The sequence below is a fragment of the Lachnospiraceae bacterium oral taxon 096 genome (assembly GCA_018141845.1).
Classification (GTDB): domain Bacteria; phylum Bacillota; class Clostridia; order Lachnospirales; family Lachnospiraceae; genus F0428.
The window spans coordinates 1,968,455-1,990,048 of sequence record CP073340.1; the positions used below are offsets into that span (position 1 = coordinate 1,968,455).

Consider the following 21,594-nt stretch of genomic DNA (forward strand, 5'->3'; position numbering starts at 1 on the left):
TTTAACTCCTTCTCCCATATTTTTCTAAACTACTTCTGATTAAACCTACGGTTTGCATATCTTCTTTTACGGAAAGATCTAGCTTAGATTGATTCGTAGATAACAGTTTTTCCATTTCTCTCTCTTTTGCCTCGCAGCTATCTTCATACTTCTTCTCCACATCCATACACAAATCATCTATATTACTAGAAACTGCACTGCCTATCTCTCTTTTGACACTATCGTCTAATCCCTTAAAATATGCTTCTACACTTTCTCGAAACTCCTCTTTCCTTTTCTGTAGGTACTCTTGCCTCGCCTTTTTCCTCTTTATGTCTATCTCCTCTTTCATTACCTTAATCCTTGATTCCTTGGACTCGATCGACCTGCTATAATACGCTTCCCTTTCTTCCATACGGCTCTTTTCCATCTGAAGGCTCTCTATCTCTGATTGCAATCTTTTAATTTGCCTCTCGCACTTTCTATCCTCTTTCTCAAACTCCTCTTCAAGCTGTTTTCTTTCCTTCATCCATTCTTTTAGTTTAGAATCATTTTCCACTTCAACCATCCTAGTTGCGATCTTATTCCCTAAAAATAGCCGGACAATAGGATTTCTCTTTTCTTCATATGTTTCTTCTTTCTGTTCAAATTCGATAGATGGTTGTTCCCCTAATTGATTCTTTTTTTCTCTACAAGTCCTCTCATTTTTAGTTCTCTTCCTTTCTGCTTCTTCCTGCTCTTTTTTCTTTTCTTCAATCTCTCTTTCATTTTTACTAAGTTTATCTTGCAACCACTCCTTTTCATGTTTTTCTTTTTTAAGTAAACCCTCTTCCTCAATAATCTCATCATTTTCTTTTCTGAAATGATATTCCTCATGATACCCATCCATATCTTTTGCCACAAATCCCCCTCCACTTGTTTTGACTTTTACAGTATTATATTCTGTCTCAATTTTTTTAATTTTTGATATTGACTTGCACAAAATATTTTCACACCCTTGTTTCATCCATGAATTCACACGACACTGGATTTTTTCTATATCTTCCTTAATTTTCTCCTCATAACTGTCCACAGCCCAAAAATCATCAATTTGATCAATCCTACTTTTATTTTCTTCTAAAGCCTTGTCAATCTCTTCTGCCGAATCATTTTTCAAGACTTTTTCTAAACTTTTTCCCTCCGCCCTCACAAATTCCAATAATTCTGTCTTCTGACTTTCTCTCCTATCCTTTAATCGCTCCAGTTTCTTTTGAATTGCTTCTAGCCGTCTTTTTTTCTCTGGAGAATTTTCTAATAAAAGAGCCTCCACTTCCCATCTATCCTTCAATCCCTTTTCAAGATCGATTACCTTCTCTAGCATCACACAAACAGCTTCATCAATCCTACTCTTGTCCTTTTCATTGATCAGTTGGTATATGGTTTTCATTACCTCTTTCCATCTTGACAGTGCAAAAATAGTCTCTGGATTTATCTGATTTTTTCTTTCTTCTGAGTTATAAAAAAGCTCTTTATCTTCGGCCAACAATGCGTTTCTTGCCGAAACTGCAATCAAACGAATTTTTTTCAAATTCCCTTTTGATTCCAATAGGCTTCTTTGCTCTGCTAACTTTGCTTCAACACTTTCTCCTTCTTCCTCCAATTGATCAATAAAATTCTGAACAAATATAATATTTTCTTGGTATTTAGAAATCTCCTTCGTAAATTGAATATCAGTATCCGAAAGTCCTCGCATAGGAATCAAGTAAATACAAGCATGTGCTCGTTGTATCTGTTCGTAGGTTCTCTCCCTATGATGGTCTGCTACACCATTCAGGCCTGGGGTATCTACAAATACCATTGGAATATTTGTATCTAAAATATGACTTTTTATAACTACTTTATTTATCTTTTCAACAACCTTGTATTCCTTACTATGTGTTGTTGTATACTCTATAATTTTTTCCTTATTTAAGTTAATTCCTTTTTCTACAGATCCATTCTCAAAATAGACATCAAAACTGTTTGCCGAATATTTGTCTGGATTATTTTCAATCTCTGTAATTGTCGCTGTCGTTTCTCTTGCTCCATGAGTCAAAACATCTTTTCCAATTAAAGCATTTACAAAAGTTGATTTTCCGGAGCTAAATTCCCCAACTACTGCAATCCTAAAGCTCTTATCAGAAACTCTATCTCTTAAACTTTCAAACTGCTCCTTATATATTGGAAAATTTTGCACAAAAGACATTCCTAAAATTTGGTTAAGATAGCCAATAATCTTTTTTACATCTCTATTATTCTTTCTCATTTGTATGCCTCCACTGTAATTTTGACAATATTCCCATAAAATTATATATATATATATATATATATTAAGTCAATATTTTTCTTTATTTTATTAATTTTTTTGTTTATATTATATGAAATAGCTTACGGAAAAATTTTATTTTATAAACTACTTTCTGTACTCTTTCCCCCCATATACAAAACTTTTCAATCCGAGTATAATAAAAATGCCATAGATATTTTATAATATAACAGCCATTCATCCCATGGTCTTTAGACCGTGGGATGAATGGCGTTAGGTTTACAACATATATATTTCAATTTAAGTAAAATATATGCTATAATATATATAGGAAATCCTATTTCCGAATCTATGAAAGGAGAAAATCGTATGTATCTTACTGTAAAACAACAAGTGAAACATCTGTCCAAGGAAGACTATATCACAATCAGGGAACTTTGTCATACGGCTAAGAATCTTGCTAATGAGGCAATCTATAATGTGCGTCAGTATTATTTTACAGAAGGTGAATTTCTCAAGTATGAGAAGAATTACACTCTTTTAAAGAATAGTCCTAATTATAAGGCCTTAAATTCCAATATGGCACAGCAGATACTGAAAGAGGTTGATGGCTCGTTTAAGTCATTTTTTGGTCTGCTTAAACTTGTCAAGCAGGGAAAATATGCTTTTACGGATTGTAAACTGCCGCATTATCTTCCAAAAGATGGATACACAACGCTGATCATTGGTTTTGTAAGACTGAAGGGTAATCAGCTGATACTTCCGTTTTCCAATAGTTTTAAGAAAACACATAAGTCTGTTGAAATTACGATACCCCCCATACTTCTTGATAAGACGATTAAAGAGATACGCATTATACCGAAAGCGAATGCAAGGTTCTTTGAAATCCAGTATATATATGAAGATGAATGTATTCAAAGAAATCTAAACACGAACAACGCACTTGCACTTGACCTAGGTATCAACAATCTCGTAACAGCCGTATCAAATAGTGGTCAATCGTTCATTATTGACGGGAAAAGACTGAAATCGATCAATCAGTGGTTCAATAAAGAAAATGCCCGTTTGCAATCGATAAAAGATAAACAACATTTTAGTAAGAAGCCTACAAATAGACAAAAAGCAGTTGCTCGTAATCGCAACAATAAGGTGAACGACTATATGAATAAAACTGCTCGTAGGGTGATAGATTATTGTATCATCAATAATATAGGTACGCTTGTTGTTGGTTACAATGAGACTTTTCAACGCAATAGTCATATTGGAAAGCAAAACAATCAAAATTTTGTACATATCCCTTATGGACAGTTGCGTAACAAATTGGAATATCTTTGCAAACGAAATGACATTGTTTTTGTAAAACAGGAAGAATCCTATACATCGAAATCATCTTTTTGGGATAGAGACGATCTCCCTGTTTACAATGCCGATAATCCAAAAGAGTATCCGTTTAGTGGCAGAAGATTACATCGTGGTCTATATAAAACGGCAAGTGGTAAAACAATCAATGCAGATGTTAACGGAGCATTAAATATCATGCGTAAAAGTAGTGTTGTGGATATGAATATCCTATACAGTAGAGGCGAAGTGGACACGCCGATAAGAATAAGGATTGCCTAATTACTTAGGTGGAAACTTAAATATCAAACTTCTTAAATAGAGCTGTTAGGCTCTTAGAAGCCCATTACCTTTAGGTGATGGGTAGTTCACACAAAGGAGACATAAATTATGATTCAACAATTTCAAGACTTTGTTCAAAAGAGTCCAACGGCATTCCATGCCATTGACAATATACGATTGATCTTAAAAGAAAAGGGATTTCACGAGCTATATGAGGGGCAGTCCTGGGATATCCAGCAGGGAGGATGCTACTTTGTCACTAGAAATGGATCCAGTATAATCACATTTCGTGTGGGAAATACACTCAACCACTATGGATTTCAGATTGCCGCATCGCACTCCGATTCTCCAAGTTTTAAGCTAAAAGAAAATGCTCAACTTGAAGTTCGCCAAAAATATACTCAGCTCAACACCGAAGGCTATGGTGGAATGATTTGTTCTAGCTGGCTTGACCGTCCACTCTCTATTGCTGGTCGTGCTATTGTCCAAGACAAAAAGACCAATAAACTCTCCACTCATCTCGTCCAGATTGATCGAGATCTTGTTCTTATTCCGAACTTAGCCATTCATATGAATCGCCAGACCAATGATGGAATGGCTTGGAATAAACAGGTCGATATGCTCCCACTCTTTGGTGGAGAGGGCACAGAAAAAGAGGCACTAAAGTCAATGATTGCCGAGAATATTGGCTGTGACAAAGAGGATTTGCTTGGCAGTGATTTATTCCTATACAGCCGTACTCCCGCAAGTGTTTGGGGAGCAAAAAATGAATTTTTCTCCTGTGGAAGAATTGATGATTTAGAATGTGCATTTGGCTCACTGATGGGATTTTTAGCCGGAGACTGCCACGACAATATTCAGGTATTTGCTTGCTTTGACAATGAAGAAGTGGGCTCTGGAACAAAGCAGGGTGCAGCCTCTACCTTTCTCTCTGATACGCTCTTACGTGTCAATTCCTGCCTTGGAAAAAGTCAAGAGGACTTCTGCCGTGCCATTGCTGTCAGCTTTTTATTGAGCTGTGACAATGCCCATGCCGTACACCCAAATCATCCAGAAAAAGCCGATGCCAACAACTGTTGTTACATGAATGAGGGCATTGTCATTAAATCTCACGCTGGACAAAAATACACCAGCGATGGGGTGAGTATAGCCATCTTTAAGTCCATTTGTCAAAATAAAAATATTCCTGTTCAATATTATGCCAATCGCTCTGACAGCGTCAGCGGTTCTACTCTTGGCAACATTTCAATGTCCCAACTTTCAATGAATGCTGTGGATATTGGTCTGGCACAGCTTGCTATGCATTCGGCCTACGAAACAGCAGGAGTAAAAGATTTGGATTACCTTATTGACGCATGCAAGGCATTCTTTAGCACTAGTATGGAACTAGATCATCAAGACATCACTTTGTACAATAACTAATCCACAACAAAGGCGTGTGAAAAATGATTTCTTCATTTCTCACACGCCTCTTTTTCTCTATGCCTCTTGACATTCGATATTCTATTTACTCTCCAAGACCAGACTCAATAGCCTCTGTCAAAGCAGCCATTGCTGCATCCTCATCCTCGCCATCACAAACCAAAGTGATCTGTGCACCTGACTTAATTCCTGCAGACATTACATTGAGCACACTCTTAGCAATGATTTTCTTGCCCTCATACTCAATGGTAACATTGCTCTTAAACTTCATAGCACACTGAGAAAGGATTCCTGCTGGTCTTAAATGAAGTCCTGATGGATTTGCGATAGTCAAAGTTTTGCTTAACATGGGTAACACTCTCCTCTACATTGTTTTTTCTTAAATACATTGTCATTATAATGCATTTTTAAACAATAGTCAAAGAATTTTACAAATTTTTCTTTCGTTCTCTCACTTCTCTTTTGGAGTACGAACATCCGCAATAGTCCTGTCGATACAAGTCATATTCTTTAGACAATTCTGTTGAACGCTTATATCCATTTTTCTTTTTAAAATCGGATGGCAGATAGCTGACTCCATATTCTTTTCCTACCTTTTCACCAATTTCACATAATTTAGCTGAATTTTTCAGCGGACTAATGCTTAAAGCAGTGGTGAAGTAATCAAATCCTCCCTCTGCTGCTAATTTTGCCGCCTCCCGAAGTCGCATTTCATAGCACATAAAACAGCGTTCACTCCCCTCAGGATCGGTCTCATGTCCTCTGGCCATCTCATGAAATTGCTCAGGATTATACTTTCCCTCAATAAATTTTACTTCACGCTCAAATGGCATACTGGCAATTAGACGCTTTTCCTCATCTACACGGAGACGATATTCCTTGGGATCATCAATATTTGGATTGTAATAAAACACTGTAATATCAAATTTTGAATTTAGATATTCCATACAATAAGAAGAACATGGGGCACAACAAGCGTGCAAAAGAAGCTTCGGATAAATTCCCGAAGCTTCATTGCTCTTGATAATGCCTTCTAGTTCCTTTTGTAAATTTCTCACATTCATTTATAAAAAGTCCCTTATTCTCTTTGAACGCACTGGATTTCTCAACTTGCGCAATGCCTTTGCTTCAATCTGGCGGATTCTCTCTCTTGTTACTTTGAATTCCTTACCAACTTCCTCGAGTGTTCTTGGATGCCCATCTTCAAGTCCAAAGCGCAATACAATTACTTGCCTTTCCCTCTCCTTAAGATCTCCAAGCAATGCATCGATATGCTCTCTGAGCATAACAGACTCCACATTTCCTTCTGGTGTGAGCACATTGGAATCAGCAACAAAATCACCAAGATTTGAATCATCTTCTTCACCAATTGGAGTTTCCAGTGAAGCTGGCTCTCTTGCAATTTGCATAATTTCCATCACTTTTTCTTCAGTCATACCGAGTGCATCAGCAAGCTCTGTCACACTTGGCTCATACCCAAGCTCCAAAGTAAGCTTTCTTTGCATCTTACTCATCTTATTAATTGTCTCAACCATATGCACTGGCACACGAATCGTTCTAGCCTGATCAGCAAGGGCTCTTGTCACAGACTGACGAATCCACCAAGTCGCATAGGTAGAAAGCTTAAATCCCTTGGTATAATCAAACTTCTCAACACCTTTGATTAAACCTAAATTTCCCTCTTGAACAAGGTCAAGAAAACTCATTCCACGCCCTGTATAGCGCTTTGCAATACTGACGACAAGTCGAAGGTTTGCCTCAATTAGCTTTTGCTTCGCATATTCATCACCCTCTTGCTTGCGCTTTGCAAGATTTAACTCCTCCTCTGTTGTGAGAAGAGGCACTGTACCAATCTCCTTTAAATACATGCGGACAGGATCTTCTGTGCCAACACCTTCAAGAATATCAATTGCACTAAGGTCAATCTCCTCTTCCTCGGAATCATGTTCAAACTCATCGTCCTCATCATCCACTAAAAGTGCAGATTCATCAGTAATTTTGCCAATGTCTACAGGAACTTCCTCTGGAATATCCTCGACCACCTCAATGTTATGAATATCCAAATAGGCATAGATTTGATCCATGCTATCACTTTGCAATTCTTCACCTTCAAAATAGTCGTTGATTTCTCCATAAGTTAGCTTGTTATCCTTGCTCTTGGCCAACTCCAAAAGCTTATTCAACTTTTCCAAAAATTCCTCTTGCGAAGCACTTTTTGTCTTGTTTTTACCTTCTGTTGTAGCCACTGCCTTTGTACTCTTATTTTCCACTAAGCCACATCCTTTTCTATAAAAAATTGTTTACAGTGTAGCAATTCATTATAACGCCAATTGGCACAAATGTCAACTAGCAATAGCCATGCACACCTCGCACGCTTACTTCACCACTAAAAATCGTTTTCATTTCTCCATCTTCTGTACAGACCAAAAGTTCTCCTCTTTTATCAATTCCTTTGGCTGTCGCAATGTATTCCCCCTTGGAATCCAAAACTTTGACCTTTTTGCCCTTGTTTACAAGTAAAGCTTCATATTCCTTCTTTAATTGGGAAAAATCCTGTGTCTCCATAAAAATAGCCATATACTTTAAGAATTTTTTTGCAATCAAAGCCGTCAACTGTGCACGTTCTATCTGCTGTGTGCTCTCCAAGTACAAAGAGGTTGCCTTATCTTTAATTTCCTCAGGAAATTCCTTGCCATTGACATTGATGCCAATTCCACATACACAATAGCGAAGACCATCTACATCGGCACTCATCTCCGTCAAAATCCCACAGAGCTTTTTCCCTTGAATTACAATATCATTTGGCCACTTAATGAATGGCTCCAATCCTGTCAATTCCTTGATGCCTGCTACAACAGCCAAGGCCGCAACTAAGGTCAACATAGATGCATTTTCTGTTTTTAATGCCCTTTCATTAATAAGAAGACTCATAAAAATATCCTGCCCCTTTTTTGAAGCCCAAGCTCTTCCCCTTCGTCCTCGACCACCACTTTGCTCATCTGCCACACACAATATATTTTCATCACCATTTTCTGCAAAAGCTTTTGCCCAGGCATTGGTTGAATTTACAGTTTCTTTAAAATGTACCCTGTAATTTGCCCCATAAACCTCCAACCAATGAGCAATTCGTTTTTCTGAAAATAAATCGCCCCTTTTTGTCAAGCGATACCCCCTCTTATTCACTGCATCAAATTCATATCCATCTTCTCTCAGAGCAACAATATTTTTCCACACCGCTGTCCGCGAAACATTTAACATCTCGCTAATATGTTGTCCTGAGAGATAACCTGTAGCATTTTCAAGTAATTCTAAAACTTTTTCCTTCATCTTTCTCCTACATACTCACTAAACTCAAAAAAGCAACAACAACCAAGAAAATTCCTGCAAGTAAATTCAGTATGAAGCTGACCATAATCCTCTTTTCTCTCATCCTATATTGCCATCTACGTTTTGCCGCAACAAAGTTTAATGCTGACGCAAGAGCAAAGATGATAGGGAAAAAGACTCGATGTCCTTCTGGATCCAAAAAAGCGAAAATAGACAAAATCATAATGACGACACTTGCCAAAATTCGCAGAGCATCCATAAGTACCATCGTCTCTCTGCTCTTTTTTCTTCCTAAATCTGCCATATTAATTTCCCAATGTGGCGACCATCACGGCCTTAATAGTATGCATGCGATTCTCCGCCTCATCAAAGACGACATCCGCATATTTCTCAAAGACATCCTCTGTCACTTCCTTGCCCTTTACCGCTGGTAAGCAGTGCATAAAGATCGTGCTGTCCTTTCCCGTGCTTGCCATTAATTTTGCATTGACTTGATAAGGACTAAGCAATTCAATACGCTCCTTTGCCTTATCTTCTTCGCCCATAGAAGCCCACACATCTGTATAGATTACATCTGCATCTTTTACTGCCAAAACATCATCGCTGATCTGCAATTTGGCACCTGATTCCTTTGCATATCCCTTACAAAGCTCAACTAATTCCTTTGTTGGCTGTAATGCCTTTGGTGCAATAATCGTAAAGTTTACTCCCATCTTTGTCATACCAATCATGAGAGAATTGGCCATATTGTTTCTTCCATCTCCCGCATAGACAAAATGAAGTCCCTTTAAATGCCCAAAGTGCTCCTGCATAGTCAAAAGGTCAGCAAGGATCTGGGTTGGATGATACTCATCCGTCAAACCATTCCACACAGGTACACCTGCATATTTTGCAAGTTCCTCCACCGTTTTATGGGCAAAGCCACGAAATTCAATGCCATCAAACATTCTTCCCAATACTCTCGCCGTATCCGCCACGCTCTCCTTGTGACCAAGCTGAATATCATCTTTTCCAAGGTACTCAGGAAATCCTCCCTCATCCCTTGCACCGACAACAAAGGCACAGCGTGTTCTTGTCGATGGCTTTTCAAAAATCAATGCAATATTTTTGCCCTTCAATGAATTTCCTGTAATGCCCCTTTTTTTGTCCGCCTTTAACTTTGCAGCCAAATCAAGTAAATATTCAATTTCCTCTGGTGTAAAATCTTTTAATGTGATAAAATTTCTTCCCTTTAAATTCATCATTCTCCCCTTCTTTGTCTTGCCAATTCATACATCAAAATAGATGCTGCTACAGCAGCATTTAAGGACTCCAACTGACCTAACATTGGAATCCGAATATAATGTGTCGCATGCCTTGCTACATCCTGTGTCAATCCATTGGCCTCATTGCCAATCAAAAATGCACTGGAGTGAGTATAATCCTCTCTATCATAGCTATGTTCTCCCTGCAGATGTGCGGCATATACTTTAATCCCTGTCTCCTTCATTTTTTCAATGGCATTGCCCAAATCCTCTACATAGACAAATGGAACTCGAAAAATAGATCCCATAGTCGAGCGGATCACCTTCGGATTATAAATATCTGCCGTATCCCCACTCATAATTACACCGGTAAGACCTGCTCCCTCACCTGCACGAATAATCGTTCCCAAATTTCCTGGATCTTGAAGTCGCTCCAAAATAAGCAACTGCTGTTTTTCTGTCGCTAAAATCTCTTCGAGACAATACTTTCTTTGCTTGACTACGGCAAGCACTCCCTGCGGTGTCTTGGTATCGCTCATCAATGAAAAAACTGTCTCCGAGACCAGCTCACATTTGAGTCTTTCCAATTTTTCTCTTATTTCTGCCTTAGCATTTTTCAAAAAATTTTCTGTCACATAGACTTCCCTAACTTCTTCTATGGGCACCTCCTCAAAAATGCGCTGGCCCTCCACAGTAAAGAGTCCCTTTTCTCTTCGATAGGATGCTTTTTTCCGCAAATTGACGACTTCCCTTACCCTCTTATTGCTTGTCGCTTCAATCACTCCAAATTCTCCTCAATTTCTTCTAATTCTTTCAGCCAAACCTGTGCGGAAGCATCGGATGGCATGCGTAAATCTCCCCTTGGAGACACCGCCACACTTCCAACTTTTGGACCATCTGGAAGGCAGGAACGCTTAAATTGTTGAGCAAAAAACCTCCAATAAAATGTCCTCAGCCAGCGATAAATGGTCTTCTTGTCATACTCCTTGCCAAAAGCTAGGCAAGCCAAGCGATAAATCTTTCTTGGAGAAAAACCAAATCGAAACATAGAATACAAATAAAAATCATGTAATTCATAAGGGCCAACCAAATCTTCTGTCTTTTGACTAATCTTTCCATCCACTGGAGGTAATAGTTCGGGGCTGACCGGTGTGTCAAGGACATCCTTTAAAATCGCAGAAACTTGCTTTTCTTTTGTTGTCTGAGCATAATAATCTACTAAATATCGAACCAATGTCTTTGGAACAGAGACATTGACTGCATACATCGACATATGATCCCCATTGTAGGTCGCCCATCCAAGGGCAAGTTCTGACAAATCTCCTGTTCCAATGACAAGCCCATTATCCCGATTGGCAATATCCATTAAAATTTGCGTTCTTTCCCTTGCCTGTGCATTCTCGTAGGTGACATCGTGACAATTGACATCTTGGTGGATATCCTTAAAATGCTGTAGTACAGACTCACAGATTGAAATTTCTTCTAAACTTGCTCCCAACTCTTTTGTCAACTTACAGGCATTTTGATAGGTTCGATCTGTCGTTCCAAACCCAGGCATAGTAATGGCATGAATTCGACTTCTTTCTATACTCAATAGATCAAAAGCCTTTGCACATACAAGAAGAGCCAATGTCGAATCCAGTCCTCCTGAAATGCCAAGAACTACACATTTGGCCTTGGTGTGCTCTAAGCGCTTTTTTAGTCCCATCGCTTGAATCATCATAATCTCTTCACAGCGTTCATTTCGCCTTTGAACATCTGAAGGCACAAAAGGTGATGGATCAATAAAGCGAGTCAATTCTACTTCCTGCATCTGCAAAGAAAAAGGAATACGCAGATATTCCTCGTCCTGCTCCCTCGGATAAGTCGTCATCTTTCTTCGCTCCGCCATCAGTTTTTGCACATCAATTTCTGATACCACAGCCCCACCAATAAATAGTTTTGACTTTGCAAGTATGCTTCCATTTTCTGCAATCATATTGTGGCCACCAAAGACCACATCCTGAGTGCTCTCTCCCTCTCCAGCATTGGCATAAATATAGGCTGCCACAAGCCTAGCCGACTGATTGGCAATCAAACTCTCCCGATAACCACTCTTTCCTACCATCTCATCTGAGGCCGAAGTGTTGGCAATCACCGTTGCACCAGCAAGGGCATGATGCGTACTTGGCGGGTCGGGAACCCAGACATCCTCACAAATTTCTGCCGCTATGACAAGTTCTGGAATATTTTCACAACAAAGAAGAATATTTGCCCCAAATGGTACCTTCTCGCCAAAAAAATCAATCATTCTCACTCTAGCATTGCCATCACAAAAATAGCGTTTTTCATAAAATTCCCCATAATTAGGATAATTTTGCTTTGGCACTAAACCGAGCAAATGTCCATTTTGCACAATGGCCGCACAATTATATAGTTTTCCACCCACTGCAAATGGCAGACCAATAAAGCTGACCATGTCACTGCCATTTGATTTTTCCACAATCTCTTTGAGTGCAAATTTTGCCTCTTCAATCAGTGGTCTTTGAAAAAATAAATCATTGCAAGTATAGGCAGAGAGCACCAGTTCTGGAAATACACAAATCTTTGTGCCCGTTGCCATTTGCTCCTGCATCGCCATCCACACCACACTTTTATTGTGATCTACATCTGCAACGACAACCTTTGGTGTCACTGCAGCCACTTTTATAAAACCATCTCTCATGCTATCCCTCATATCAACATAGCAGAAATAGGGACTGTGAATTTTTTTGTTTCACAGCCCCTCCTTCCCTATGTCTTACTATCTATAAATAATATCTTCTCTACCTGGTCCATTGCTGACCATCTTTACTGGCACACCAAGTTCTCTTTCGATATACTCGATATAATTTCTACAGTTCTCTGGCAAATCCTCATACTTTTTAATACCACGAATTTCACAATTCCAACCTGGAAGGTAATCATACACTGGCTTTGCCTTCTTTAACTTTGCTGTCACTGGGAAGTCCTTAACGACCTCTCCATCAATTTCATATCCAATACAAACAGGAATCTCTTTTAAATATCCAAGGACATCCAAAACAGTGAGGGCAACCTCTGTTGCTCCTTGAATTCGACAACCATAGCGAGAAGCCACTGCATCAAACCATCCCATTCTTCTTGGACGACCTGTTGTAGCACCAAACTCTCCGCCATCTCCTCCTCTGTGTCTCAACTCATCTGCTACTGCCTCATCTAAGATCTCACTGACAAATTCACCAGCCCCCACTGCACTTGAATAGGCCTTGACCACTGTGATAATATCTGTAATCTCATATGGGGCAATTCCAGCACCAATCGCTCCATAAGCGGCCAATGTCGAAGAAGAAGTTACCATTGGATAAATTCCATGATCCGGATCCTTTAGCGAACCAAGCTGGCCCTCAAGGAGGACTTTTTTTCCAGCCTTCAAGGCCTCATATAAATAGGCACTCACATCACATACATAAGGTGCAATCATATCTCTATATTCATGTAAAGTATCCATCAATTCCTTTGGATTTAACTCTGGTTGATGATAGAGATTGACAAAGAGAACATTCTTTAATGTACAAATCTTTTCAACTTTTTCTGCCAAAATTTCATCATCAAATAATTCACTGACTTGAATGCCAATCTTTGCATACTTATCGGAATAAAATGGTGCAATTCCTGACTTTGTTGAACCATACGCTTTTCCTGCAAGTCTAGCCTCCTCATAAGTGTCCTGCAAAATATGGTATGGCATCAAAATCTGTGCGCGATCAGAAACCAAGACCTTTGGTGTTGGCACGCCCTTTTCTACAATTGAATTGATTTCCTTTAATAGATAAGGAATATTTAAGGCAACTCCATTGCCAATAATACTTGTTGTGTGCTGATAGAACACACCCGATGGCAGCAAATGAAGTGCAAACTTGCCATAATTGTTGATAATTGTATGACCAGCATTGCTGCCCCCCTGAAATCGAACAATAATATCTGCCTCTTCAGCAAGCATATCTGTAATTTTTCCCTTGCCTTCATCTCCCCAGTTCGCACCAACAATCGCTCTTACCATGAAAAAACCTCCAAAAAATAAAATTAATTATACACTATTAAACATTGATCTGGGCCGTTTTGCCAAGCTCGTCTCTATATTCCTCTAAAATTGGTGAGATACATTCCTCAACAAATTCAACCACCTGTTGCGGACAGCGTCCCACATACTTTGTCGGATCCATTGTCTTTTCCAACTCTTCTCTTGTCAAATTGAACATTGGATCCTCTGCAATCAAATCGAGCAAATTATTTTCTTTGCCCTCAACCTTTACCTGTCTTCCTGCTTCCATAGAAAGCTCACGAATTCTCTCATGTAACTCCTGACGATCTCCACCCATTTTTACAGCATCCATCATAATATTTTCTGTCGCCATAAATGGTAGCTCAGCCATCAGACGCTTTTCAATTACCTTCGGATAAACCACAAGTCCATCGACCACATTGAGACAAAGATCTAAAATACCATCAATGGCCAAAAATCCCTCAGGCACAGATAATCTCTTATTTGCTGAATCATCTAATGTTCTTTCAAACCACTGTGTAGAAGCCACGAGCATTGGATTCATTACATTGCTCATCACAAAATTAGACAGTGAAGCAATTCTCTCACTGCGCATTGGATTCCTCTTATACGCCATTGCTGATGAACCAATTTGTGTCTTTTCAAACGGCTCCTCAATCTCCTTTAAATGCTGTAATAAGCGAATATCATTGGAGAACTTATGTGCAGACTGTGCAATTCCTGCCAAAACATTCAACACACGAGTATCTATTTTTCTGGAATAAGTTTGACCAGATACAGGATAGCAATCTTGAAATCCCATTTTTTGTGCAATCATGCTATCTAATTTTTTGATTTTTTCATCATCTCCGGAAAACAACTCCACAAATGAGGCCTGTGTACCTGTTGTTCCCTTGCACCCCAAAAGCTTCATGGAATCAATCACATAGCAAAGATCCAAGTAATCAAGATAAAATTCATGTAGCCAAAGTGTTGCTCGCTTTCCAACTGTTGTTGGCTGTGCTGGCTGGAAGTGAGTAAATGCAAGTGTCGGCATATCCTTGTATTCCATTGCAAACTTGGACAACTCATTCATCACATTGACTAATTTTACTCGAACAAGCTTCAACGCCTCTGTCATCACAATGATATCTGTGTTGTCCCCCACATAGCAACTCGTTGCTCCAAGATGAATAATGCCTTTGGCTTTTGGACATTGTAATCCATAGGCATAGACATGGCTCATAACATCATGACGAACAATCTTTTCTCTCTCCTTAGCCTCCGCAAAATTGATATCATCTTGATGTGCCTTTAATTCATCAATCATCTCTTGTGTAATCTGCTCAAGACCAAGTTCTCGCTCAGTCTCTGCAAGTGCAATCCATAATTTTCTCCAAGTCTTAAATTTCTTATCTGGAGAAAAGATATATTGCATCTGTTTACTCGCATAGCGCTCTGAAAGTGGACTTACATATTTATTATACATAGATCTTTTCCTTTCTCAATATCTCATTGTTCAAGCTTTTTTGGTGCTCCACAGCTATCACTGCCCTTGTCAAAATATTCTCCTCGAATATCTTCTTTTGGTGGTTCAATCGGATAATCCGCACTAAAGCACGCCGTACAAATTGGAAGACCATTTGATAATTCCTTTAATCTATCCATCCTCAAGTAAGATAAACTATCTGCTCCAATCGCCTTGCAAATTTCATCAACTGTGCGATTGTGGGCAATCAGTTGTTGTTCATTTGGAATATCTGTTCCGAAATAGCAAGGATGCAAAAATGGAGGAGCACTCACCTTTAAATGTACTTCCTTTGCTCCCGCCTCTCGCAATTGATTGACAATCAAAGAACTAGTTGTTCCCCTGACAATTGAATCATCAATCATAATCACTCGCTTTCCTTCAACAGCACTCCTCAATACATTGAGTTTGACACGAACAGCACTTTCCCTTGAGCTTTGTTTTGGCTTAATGAAGGTTCTTCCGACATAACTATTCTTTACAAAAGCTACACCGTAAGGAATTCCTGATTCCATCGCATAGCCAAGCGCTGCCGCATTGCCAGACTCAGGAACACCAACGACAATATCTGCCTCTACAGGCTCATCCATTGCGAGGAATCTTCCTGCCTTTATTCGACTTTCATACACGCCCACACCATCAAATACACTATCTGGTCTGGCAAAATAGATATATTCAAATACACATCTTGCTTGTTTTTCTCTTACACATCTTGACTTGTCCGAAGCAATTCCATCACTAGAAATGGTTACAATTTCTCCAGGTTCAACATCACGCACAAACTCAGCACCAATCGTGTCCAATGCACATGTCTCTGAGGAAAGAATATAGGTGTTTTCCCTCTTTCCTATGCAAAGTGGCTTAAACCCCTGTGGGTCTCTTGCACCCACTAGCTTTCTCGGACTCATCACCACGAGTGAATAAGCTCCCTGTAGTTTGTTCATGGTATTGCCTATCGCCTCTTCTACAGAACTTGTCTTAATTCTCTCCCTAGCGATGAGATAGGCAATAACCTCAGAATCAATGGTCGTTTGAAAAATTGCTCCAGTATAAGCAAGCTCTTCTCTTAGCTGTGGTGCATTAACCAAATTTCCATTATGTGCCATTCCAAGAATTCCCTTCACATAACTTAAAACCAAAGGCTGTGCATTCTCTCTTGTCGAAGAACCTGCTGTCGAATAGCGCACATGACCCACACCAACATTTCCTTTTAAATTCTCTAAAATCTCTGGTGTAAATACTTCATTGCAAAGTCCCATTCCCTTGTAGACATGGTAACTGCCTTTTTTTCCCTTTGTGTCAGTCACTGCAATTCCACAGCTTTCCTGTCCTCGGTGCTGTAAGGCAAATAGCCCATAGTAAATACTATTGGCCACATTGCCACCATTCATATCGTACATACCAAAAACGCCACATTCTTCGTGTAAATTTCCCATAATCCATTGACCCTTCCCTCAAACTTAACAACAAACAGGAGGACGATTTGTGTCCTCCTGCATAACTACATAATGCCAAGACGTTTAAACACTTCTTGATACGCATCTTGTACATTTCCAAGGTCACGCTTAAATCGATCCTTATCTAGCTTTACATGTGTTTGCTTATCCCAAAGTCTACAAGTATCTGGAGAAATCTCATCAATCAGAATAATCTCACCATGATATCTTCCAAACTCAATCTTAAAATCGATTAAATCAATTCCCTTGCTGCCAAAATAATCAATTAAAATTTCATTGATTTTAAATGCATATGTTGCAATCTTGTCTATCTCATCCTGTGTGATGATATCCAAAGCTAGTGCATAGTAGCCATTAATCATTGGCTCTCCTAGCTTATCATTTTTATAAGCAAATTCAAGAACGGGCATTTTTAATTTCACCCCTTCTTCAATTCCTGTTCGCTCAGCAAACTTTCCTGCTGAGTAATTCCTCACCACTACCTTTAACAAAATTGTCGAAGCCCTTTTCACAGCAGTCTCTGTCTCATTGAATTCTTCCACATAATGTGTTGGGATTCCCTTTGCTGAAAGAATCTGAAAAATGCGGTTAGACACCTTATTATTGACAGCACCTTTTCCAACAATGGTCTCTCTTTTTTCTCCCCCCATCGCAGTGATTTCATCTGTAAATGACAAAATCCCAATGTCTGCACTGTCTGTCTTATAGAGATTTTTTGTCTTTCCCTCGTATAATAATTCCAGTTTTTCCATCCCAATCCCTTTCAATATCACATATTTCCATTGCCAATCTCTATAAGTATAATACACGCTTATCTGGTTTGCAATTATTTTTTGTCAATGACATCTGCCATAGAATACATTCCTGCTTTTTTTCCAGATAAATACTCTGCAGCCGCAATAGCTCCCTTGGCAAAAATCTTTCTCGAATAGGCTGTATGAGAAATCGTCACAACCTCATCTTCTCCTGCATAAATCACATCGTGATCCCCCACAATACTGCCTGCTCGCACTGCAGAAATTCCAATTTCCTTCTCTCTTCTTGGCTCATGGCGCTGTGAACGATCAAATGTATACTCATACTCCCCATTCATCTGTTCATTAATAGCATCGGCAAGTGCAAGTGCCGTTCCACTTGGCGCATCAAGTTTTCTTCTATGATGCTTTTCTACAATCTCCATGTCAAAACCGGCCTTTGTCAACACTTCTGCTGCCTCTTTAACTAATTTTAACAATAAATTAATGCCAAGAGACATATTGGCAGAGCGAAGCACAGCTACCGATTGACTCACTTTTTCTACTCTCTCCAATTGCTCATTGGAAAGACCTGTCGTACACAATACAACCGGGATCTTTTTTGCCTCCACATAATCAAGCAATCCATCAATTGCCTTTGCTGAGGCAAAATCAATAATGACATCTGCCTCCACATCAATACTTTCTAACGAAGTAAACACAGGATAGTCAAAAAGCTTCTCTCCCTGCAAATCTACTCCTGCTACAATCTTTGTATCTGTATTCCCTGCAAGAAGCTCTGAGATTACTCGTCCCATTGCTCCATTGCAACCATGCATAATAATTCTTGTCATCTTTTCTCCCTCAGCTAAAAATTATAGTAAATGGTATGCTCGCATCGCTGCCTCTAACTTTTTCTTGTGCTCTTCTTCCATCTCTGTCAGTGGAAGTCGAAGTCCTCCGACATTCTTTCCCTGTAAATTCATTGCTGCCTTTACAGGAATTGGATTCACCTCACAAAATAGTAAATTGATGACATCTAAAGCTTCTATCTGAATCTTTGCTGCTGTCGCAAAGTCTCCATCCAGTGCAGCCTGACACATATCATGTGTCTGCTTTGGTGCCACATTGCTGAGCACAGAAATCACGCCCTTTCCGCCCAAGGACATAATTGGCACAACCTGATCGTCATTTCCAGAATACAGGTCAATATCCACGCCTTCGCAGAGCTTAAAGATCTTTGCAATAGCTCCCAAATCTCCACTTGCTTCCTTTACACCCACAATGTTTTTTACATTCTTTACTAAATAAGCTGTCGTCTCTGGTGCAATATTCACTCCTGTACGACTTGGCACATTATAAAGAATCACAGGAATGCTGACTGCATTGGCCACTGCAGTAAAATGTTCAATCAACCCCTTTTGTGTGCACTTATTGTAATATGGTGTCACTAAAAGGAGAGCATCCGCCCCATACTTTTGTGCTTCCTGTGATTGATAGATGGCTGTTTTTGTACAATTTGAGCCTGTTCCAGCGATCACAGGTACTCTTCCTCCTACAATCTCCACCGTTCTCTTAATGACTTCAAGATGCTCCTCCGTTGTCAATGTAGCTGCTTCACCTGTTGTACCACAGCTAATAATCGCATCTGTCTTCCCTGCGATCTGTTCCTCCAAAACTTCAGCTAACTTTTCAAAATTTACACTTCCATCTTCATTCATTGGGGTCACCAAAGCGACTCCAGCACCTGTAAATACTGCCATTTTTTTCTCCTTATCATTATCATATATTTTCAAAAAAATAGAGCTGGCCACAGAAAGCCAACTCCTCCACTTGTAAAAGATGTCGTAGCTCCCCATCTACTGATGACAGTTGTATGCGTATTCCACATACCCCCAGGCCACTTCAGGTAAAGCATCCGTGCCTTCGGCGTCTCCGCCTTTTGTCATTTATCATCCACTCTTTACAATGTCAAAATGACTACTCATCGGCAACGCAACCTCTACTTTTCTCATATATCGCTCATATATTTTCTACATATTTCTCACATATCCGTTTTTATGGTATCACCCTTTCAAAGACTTGTCAATATGCCAGAATCTCATTTGCCTAAAATTCCCACAAATGGTAAAATAGAAAGAAGAATAAACCTATTGCTTTAAGAAAGGAATTTTTATGGCACTTGATGGATTTGTAATCTCCAATATTACCCACGAACTTTCAAATTCGCTATCTGGCGGAAGAATTAATAAAATTGCTATGCCCGACAAGGATGAATTGATTTTTACCATTAAAGCAGGAAAAAGCACACAGAGACTTTTAATTTCAGCAAGTCCCTCCCTCCCCCTGCTCTATTTGACACAGGTCAACAAACCAAGCCCGATGACCGCACCTGCATTTTGTATGCTCCTAAGAAAACATATCGGATCGGCAAGAATTTTATCCATCACTCAACTTGGACTAGAACGCATTGTCTGTTTTCACTTTGAACATCTCGATGAGCTCGGCGATGTGTGTCAAAAAAAGCTCTATGTCGAATTAATGGGTAAATATTCTAATATTATTTTTACTGACAATGACGACAATATTATTGATAGTATTAAGCGTGTCCCCGCACAAGTCAGCTCTCTTCGAGAGGTTCTTCCGGGACGAAAATACTTTCTTCCCGATGAACTAAAAAAGGCAGATATTCTATCTGTCAGCGAAGAGGATTTTTCAAAAATCATCCGATCGAGCAACCTCTCTCTTGTCAAGGCCCTCTACCAGTCCTTTGCTGGTATCAGCCCATTGATAGCCAGTGAAATGGTCACTCGTGCCTCTCTATCTAATCAGACAGATATTCTATCTGATATTGAATGTAGGCATCTCTATCATACGATTCATCTTCTCATTGAAGATATCCAAAATGGTCGCTTCATACCAAATATTATTTACCGTGCTGGCGAACCTTTTGAGTTTAGCTCCATCATTTTAGAGAGCTATCAGGGTGAAGATTTTACTATAAAAAAGTATGATTCCATTAGCACTTTGCTCTTTGACTTTTATTCTGCCAAAGACAATATTGCTCGCATCCGCCAAAAATCAGCTGACCTTCGAAAAGTTGTTCAAAATGCCCTTGAGCGTGCAGTCAAAAAATTTGATTTGCAGTCAAAGCAATTAAGAGATACAAAGAAAAAGGATAAATTCAAAGTCTATGGTGATCTTCTCAACACTTATGGCTACACACTCTCTGGAGGTGAAGATAAATTTACTTGTGAAAATTATTACGATGAAAACAAGGAAATCACCATTCCTCTTGACCCCACCCTCAACGCCACAGACAATGCCAAAAAGTTTTATGACAAGTATGCAAAATTAAAGCGAACAGATGAGGCATTGAGTGAAGAAATTCAAAAGACTGCTCAGGACATTGAGCATCTTAACTCCATTGCCATCTCCCTTGATATTGCTACAGATGAAGCAGATCTTGCTCAAATTAAAGAGGAACTAATTGAATTTGGCTATATCCGAAAACACCATATTGGAAAGAAAGCTAAAATTAATTCAAAACCGATGCATTTTCTCTCCAGTGATGGATTCCACATCTATGTGGGAAAGAATAATTACCAAAACGAAGAATTGACCTTTAAAGTCGCCACAGGAAATGATTGGTGGTTTCACGCTAAGGGTGTGGCTGGGTCTCATGTTATTGTCAAATCAGAAAATAAAGAGTTGAGTGATCGCACATTTGAAGAAGCTGCTGCACTAGCGGCCTACTATTCAAAGGCCCGAGACAATGAAAAGGTAGAAATTGATTATATTCAGAAAAAGAATATCAAAAAAGTACCCGGTGCAGCCCCTGGATTTGTCATCTATCACACAAATTGGTCAATGATTGCAACCCCCGCTAACCATCTTCAAGAACTATAGTTTAGGGATATAGACTATAGATATAGCCTAAAGATATCACCTAGAAAT

At 39.3% G+C, this 21,594-nt stretch carries 18 protein-coding genes; 3 read left to right on the forward strand and 15 right to left on the reverse strand.

Annotated elements, in window-relative coordinates; all coding sequences use genetic code 11:
- Position 1 precedes the first annotated feature (1 nt).
- Positions 2-2,263, reverse strand: a complete 2,262-nt coding sequence (locus J5A74_09480) for a dynamin family protein (protein ID QUI95595.1) — start codon at positions 2,261-2,263, stop codon at positions 2-4.
- A 369-nt stretch (positions 2,264-2,632) separates the two neighbouring features.
- Between J5A74_09480 and J5A74_09485 the strand changes: the two genes are divergently transcribed.
- Positions 2,633-3,883 (forward strand): transposase, encoded by a 1,251-nt coding sequence (locus J5A74_09485; GenBank protein QUI96882.1) that lies wholly within the window; start codon positions 2,633-2,635, stop codon positions 3,881-3,883.
- Between the two features lie 108 nt (positions 3,884-3,991).
- Positions 3,992-5,305, forward strand: a complete 1,314-nt coding sequence (locus tag J5A74_09490) for a M18 family aminopeptidase (GenBank protein ID QUI95596.1) — start codon at positions 3,992-3,994, stop codon at positions 5,303-5,305.
- A gap of 85 nt (positions 5,306-5,390) precedes the next feature.
- Here J5A74_09490 and J5A74_09495 read toward each other — a convergent pair whose 3' ends face one another.
- The 14 genes from J5A74_09495 to J5A74_09560 form a co-directional block, all read right to left on the reverse strand.
- Entirely contained in the window at positions 5,391-5,654 is a 264-nt protein-coding gene (locus tag J5A74_09495; GenBank protein QUI95597.1) for an HPr family phosphocarrier protein, read from the reverse strand.
- A gap of 79 nt (positions 5,655-5,733) precedes the next feature.
- Positions 5,734-6,369 carry an epoxyqueuosine reductase QueH gene (locus tag J5A74_09500; protein ID QUI95598.1) on the reverse strand — a complete coding sequence of 212 codons (636 nt, stop codon included), beginning with the start codon at positions 6,367-6,369 and terminating at the stop codon, positions 5,734-5,736.
- Complete coding sequence (gene rpoD / locus J5A74_09505; GenBank protein ID QUI96883.1) at positions 6,370-7,551, reverse strand: RNA polymerase sigma factor RpoD; 1,182 nt, start codon at positions 7,549-7,551, stop codon at positions 6,370-6,372.
- Positions 7,552-7,651: 100 nt separating this feature from the next.
- Positions 7,652-8,632 carry a biotin--[acetyl-CoA-carboxylase] ligase gene (locus J5A74_09510; protein ID QUI95599.1) on the reverse strand — a complete coding sequence of 327 codons (981 nt, stop codon included), beginning with the start codon at positions 8,630-8,632 and terminating at the stop codon, positions 7,652-7,654.
- 7 nt (positions 8,633-8,639) lie between these two features.
- Complete coding sequence (locus tag J5A74_09515) at positions 8,640-8,936, reverse strand: hypothetical protein (GenBank protein QUI95600.1); 297 nt, start codon at positions 8,934-8,936, stop codon at positions 8,640-8,642.
- Between the two features lies 1 nt (position 8,937).
- A complete protein-coding gene (gene argF, locus J5A74_09520) occupies positions 8,938-9,873 on the reverse strand; it encodes an ornithine carbamoyltransferase (protein ID QUI96884.1) in 936 nt (311 codons plus the stop codon).
- On the reverse strand, positions 9,873-10,658 hold the full coding sequence (locus J5A74_09525) for an RNA methyltransferase (GenBank protein ID QUI95601.1): 786 nt from the start codon (positions 10,656-10,658) through the stop codon (positions 9,873-9,875). Before J5A74_09525 ends, argF begins: the two co-directional genes overlap by 1 nt.
- Positions 10,655-12,580, reverse strand: coding sequence for an NAD(+) synthase (locus J5A74_09530; GenBank protein ID QUI95602.1), 1,926 nt, complete (start codon positions 12,578-12,580; stop codon positions 10,655-10,657). The genes J5A74_09525 and J5A74_09530 overlap by 4 nt, the downstream gene beginning before the upstream one ends.
- A 78-nt stretch (positions 12,581-12,658) precedes the next feature.
- A complete protein-coding gene (locus tag J5A74_09535; GenBank protein QUI95603.1) occupies positions 12,659-13,936 on the reverse strand; it encodes an adenylosuccinate synthase in 1,278 nt (425 codons plus the stop codon).
- A gap of 37 nt (positions 13,937-13,973) precedes the next feature.
- Positions 13,974-15,407 (reverse strand): adenylosuccinate lyase, encoded by a 1,434-nt coding sequence (locus J5A74_09540; GenBank protein ID QUI95604.1) that lies wholly within the window; start codon positions 15,405-15,407, stop codon positions 13,974-13,976.
- Between the two features lie 23 nt (positions 15,408-15,430).
- Positions 15,431-16,882 (reverse strand): amidophosphoribosyltransferase, encoded by a 1,452-nt coding sequence (gene purF, locus J5A74_09545; GenBank protein ID QUI95605.1) that lies wholly within the window; start codon positions 16,880-16,882, stop codon positions 15,431-15,433.
- A gap of 65 nt (positions 16,883-16,947) precedes the next feature.
- A complete protein-coding gene (locus J5A74_09550) occupies positions 16,948-17,655 on the reverse strand; it encodes a phosphoribosylaminoimidazolesuccinocarboxamide synthase (protein ID QUI95606.1) in 708 nt (235 codons plus the stop codon).
- 74 nt (positions 17,656-17,729) lie between these two features.
- Positions 17,730-18,491 carry a 4-hydroxy-tetrahydrodipicolinate reductase gene (locus J5A74_09555; protein ID QUI95607.1) on the reverse strand — a complete coding sequence of 254 codons (762 nt, stop codon included), beginning with the start codon at positions 18,489-18,491 and terminating at the stop codon, positions 17,730-17,732.
- A gap of 21 nt (positions 18,492-18,512) precedes the next feature.
- Positions 18,513-19,400 carry a 4-hydroxy-tetrahydrodipicolinate synthase gene (locus J5A74_09560; protein QUI95608.1) on the reverse strand — a complete coding sequence of 296 codons (888 nt, stop codon included), beginning with the start codon at positions 19,398-19,400 and terminating at the stop codon, positions 18,513-18,515.
- A gap of 412 nt (positions 19,401-19,812) precedes the next feature.
- Here J5A74_09560 and J5A74_09565 point away from each other — a divergent pair, with 412 nt between their 5' ends.
- A complete protein-coding gene (locus J5A74_09565) occupies positions 19,813-21,546 on the forward strand; it encodes an NFACT family protein (GenBank protein QUI95609.1) in 1,734 nt (577 codons plus the stop codon).
- Positions 21,547-21,594 lie beyond the last annotated feature (48 nt).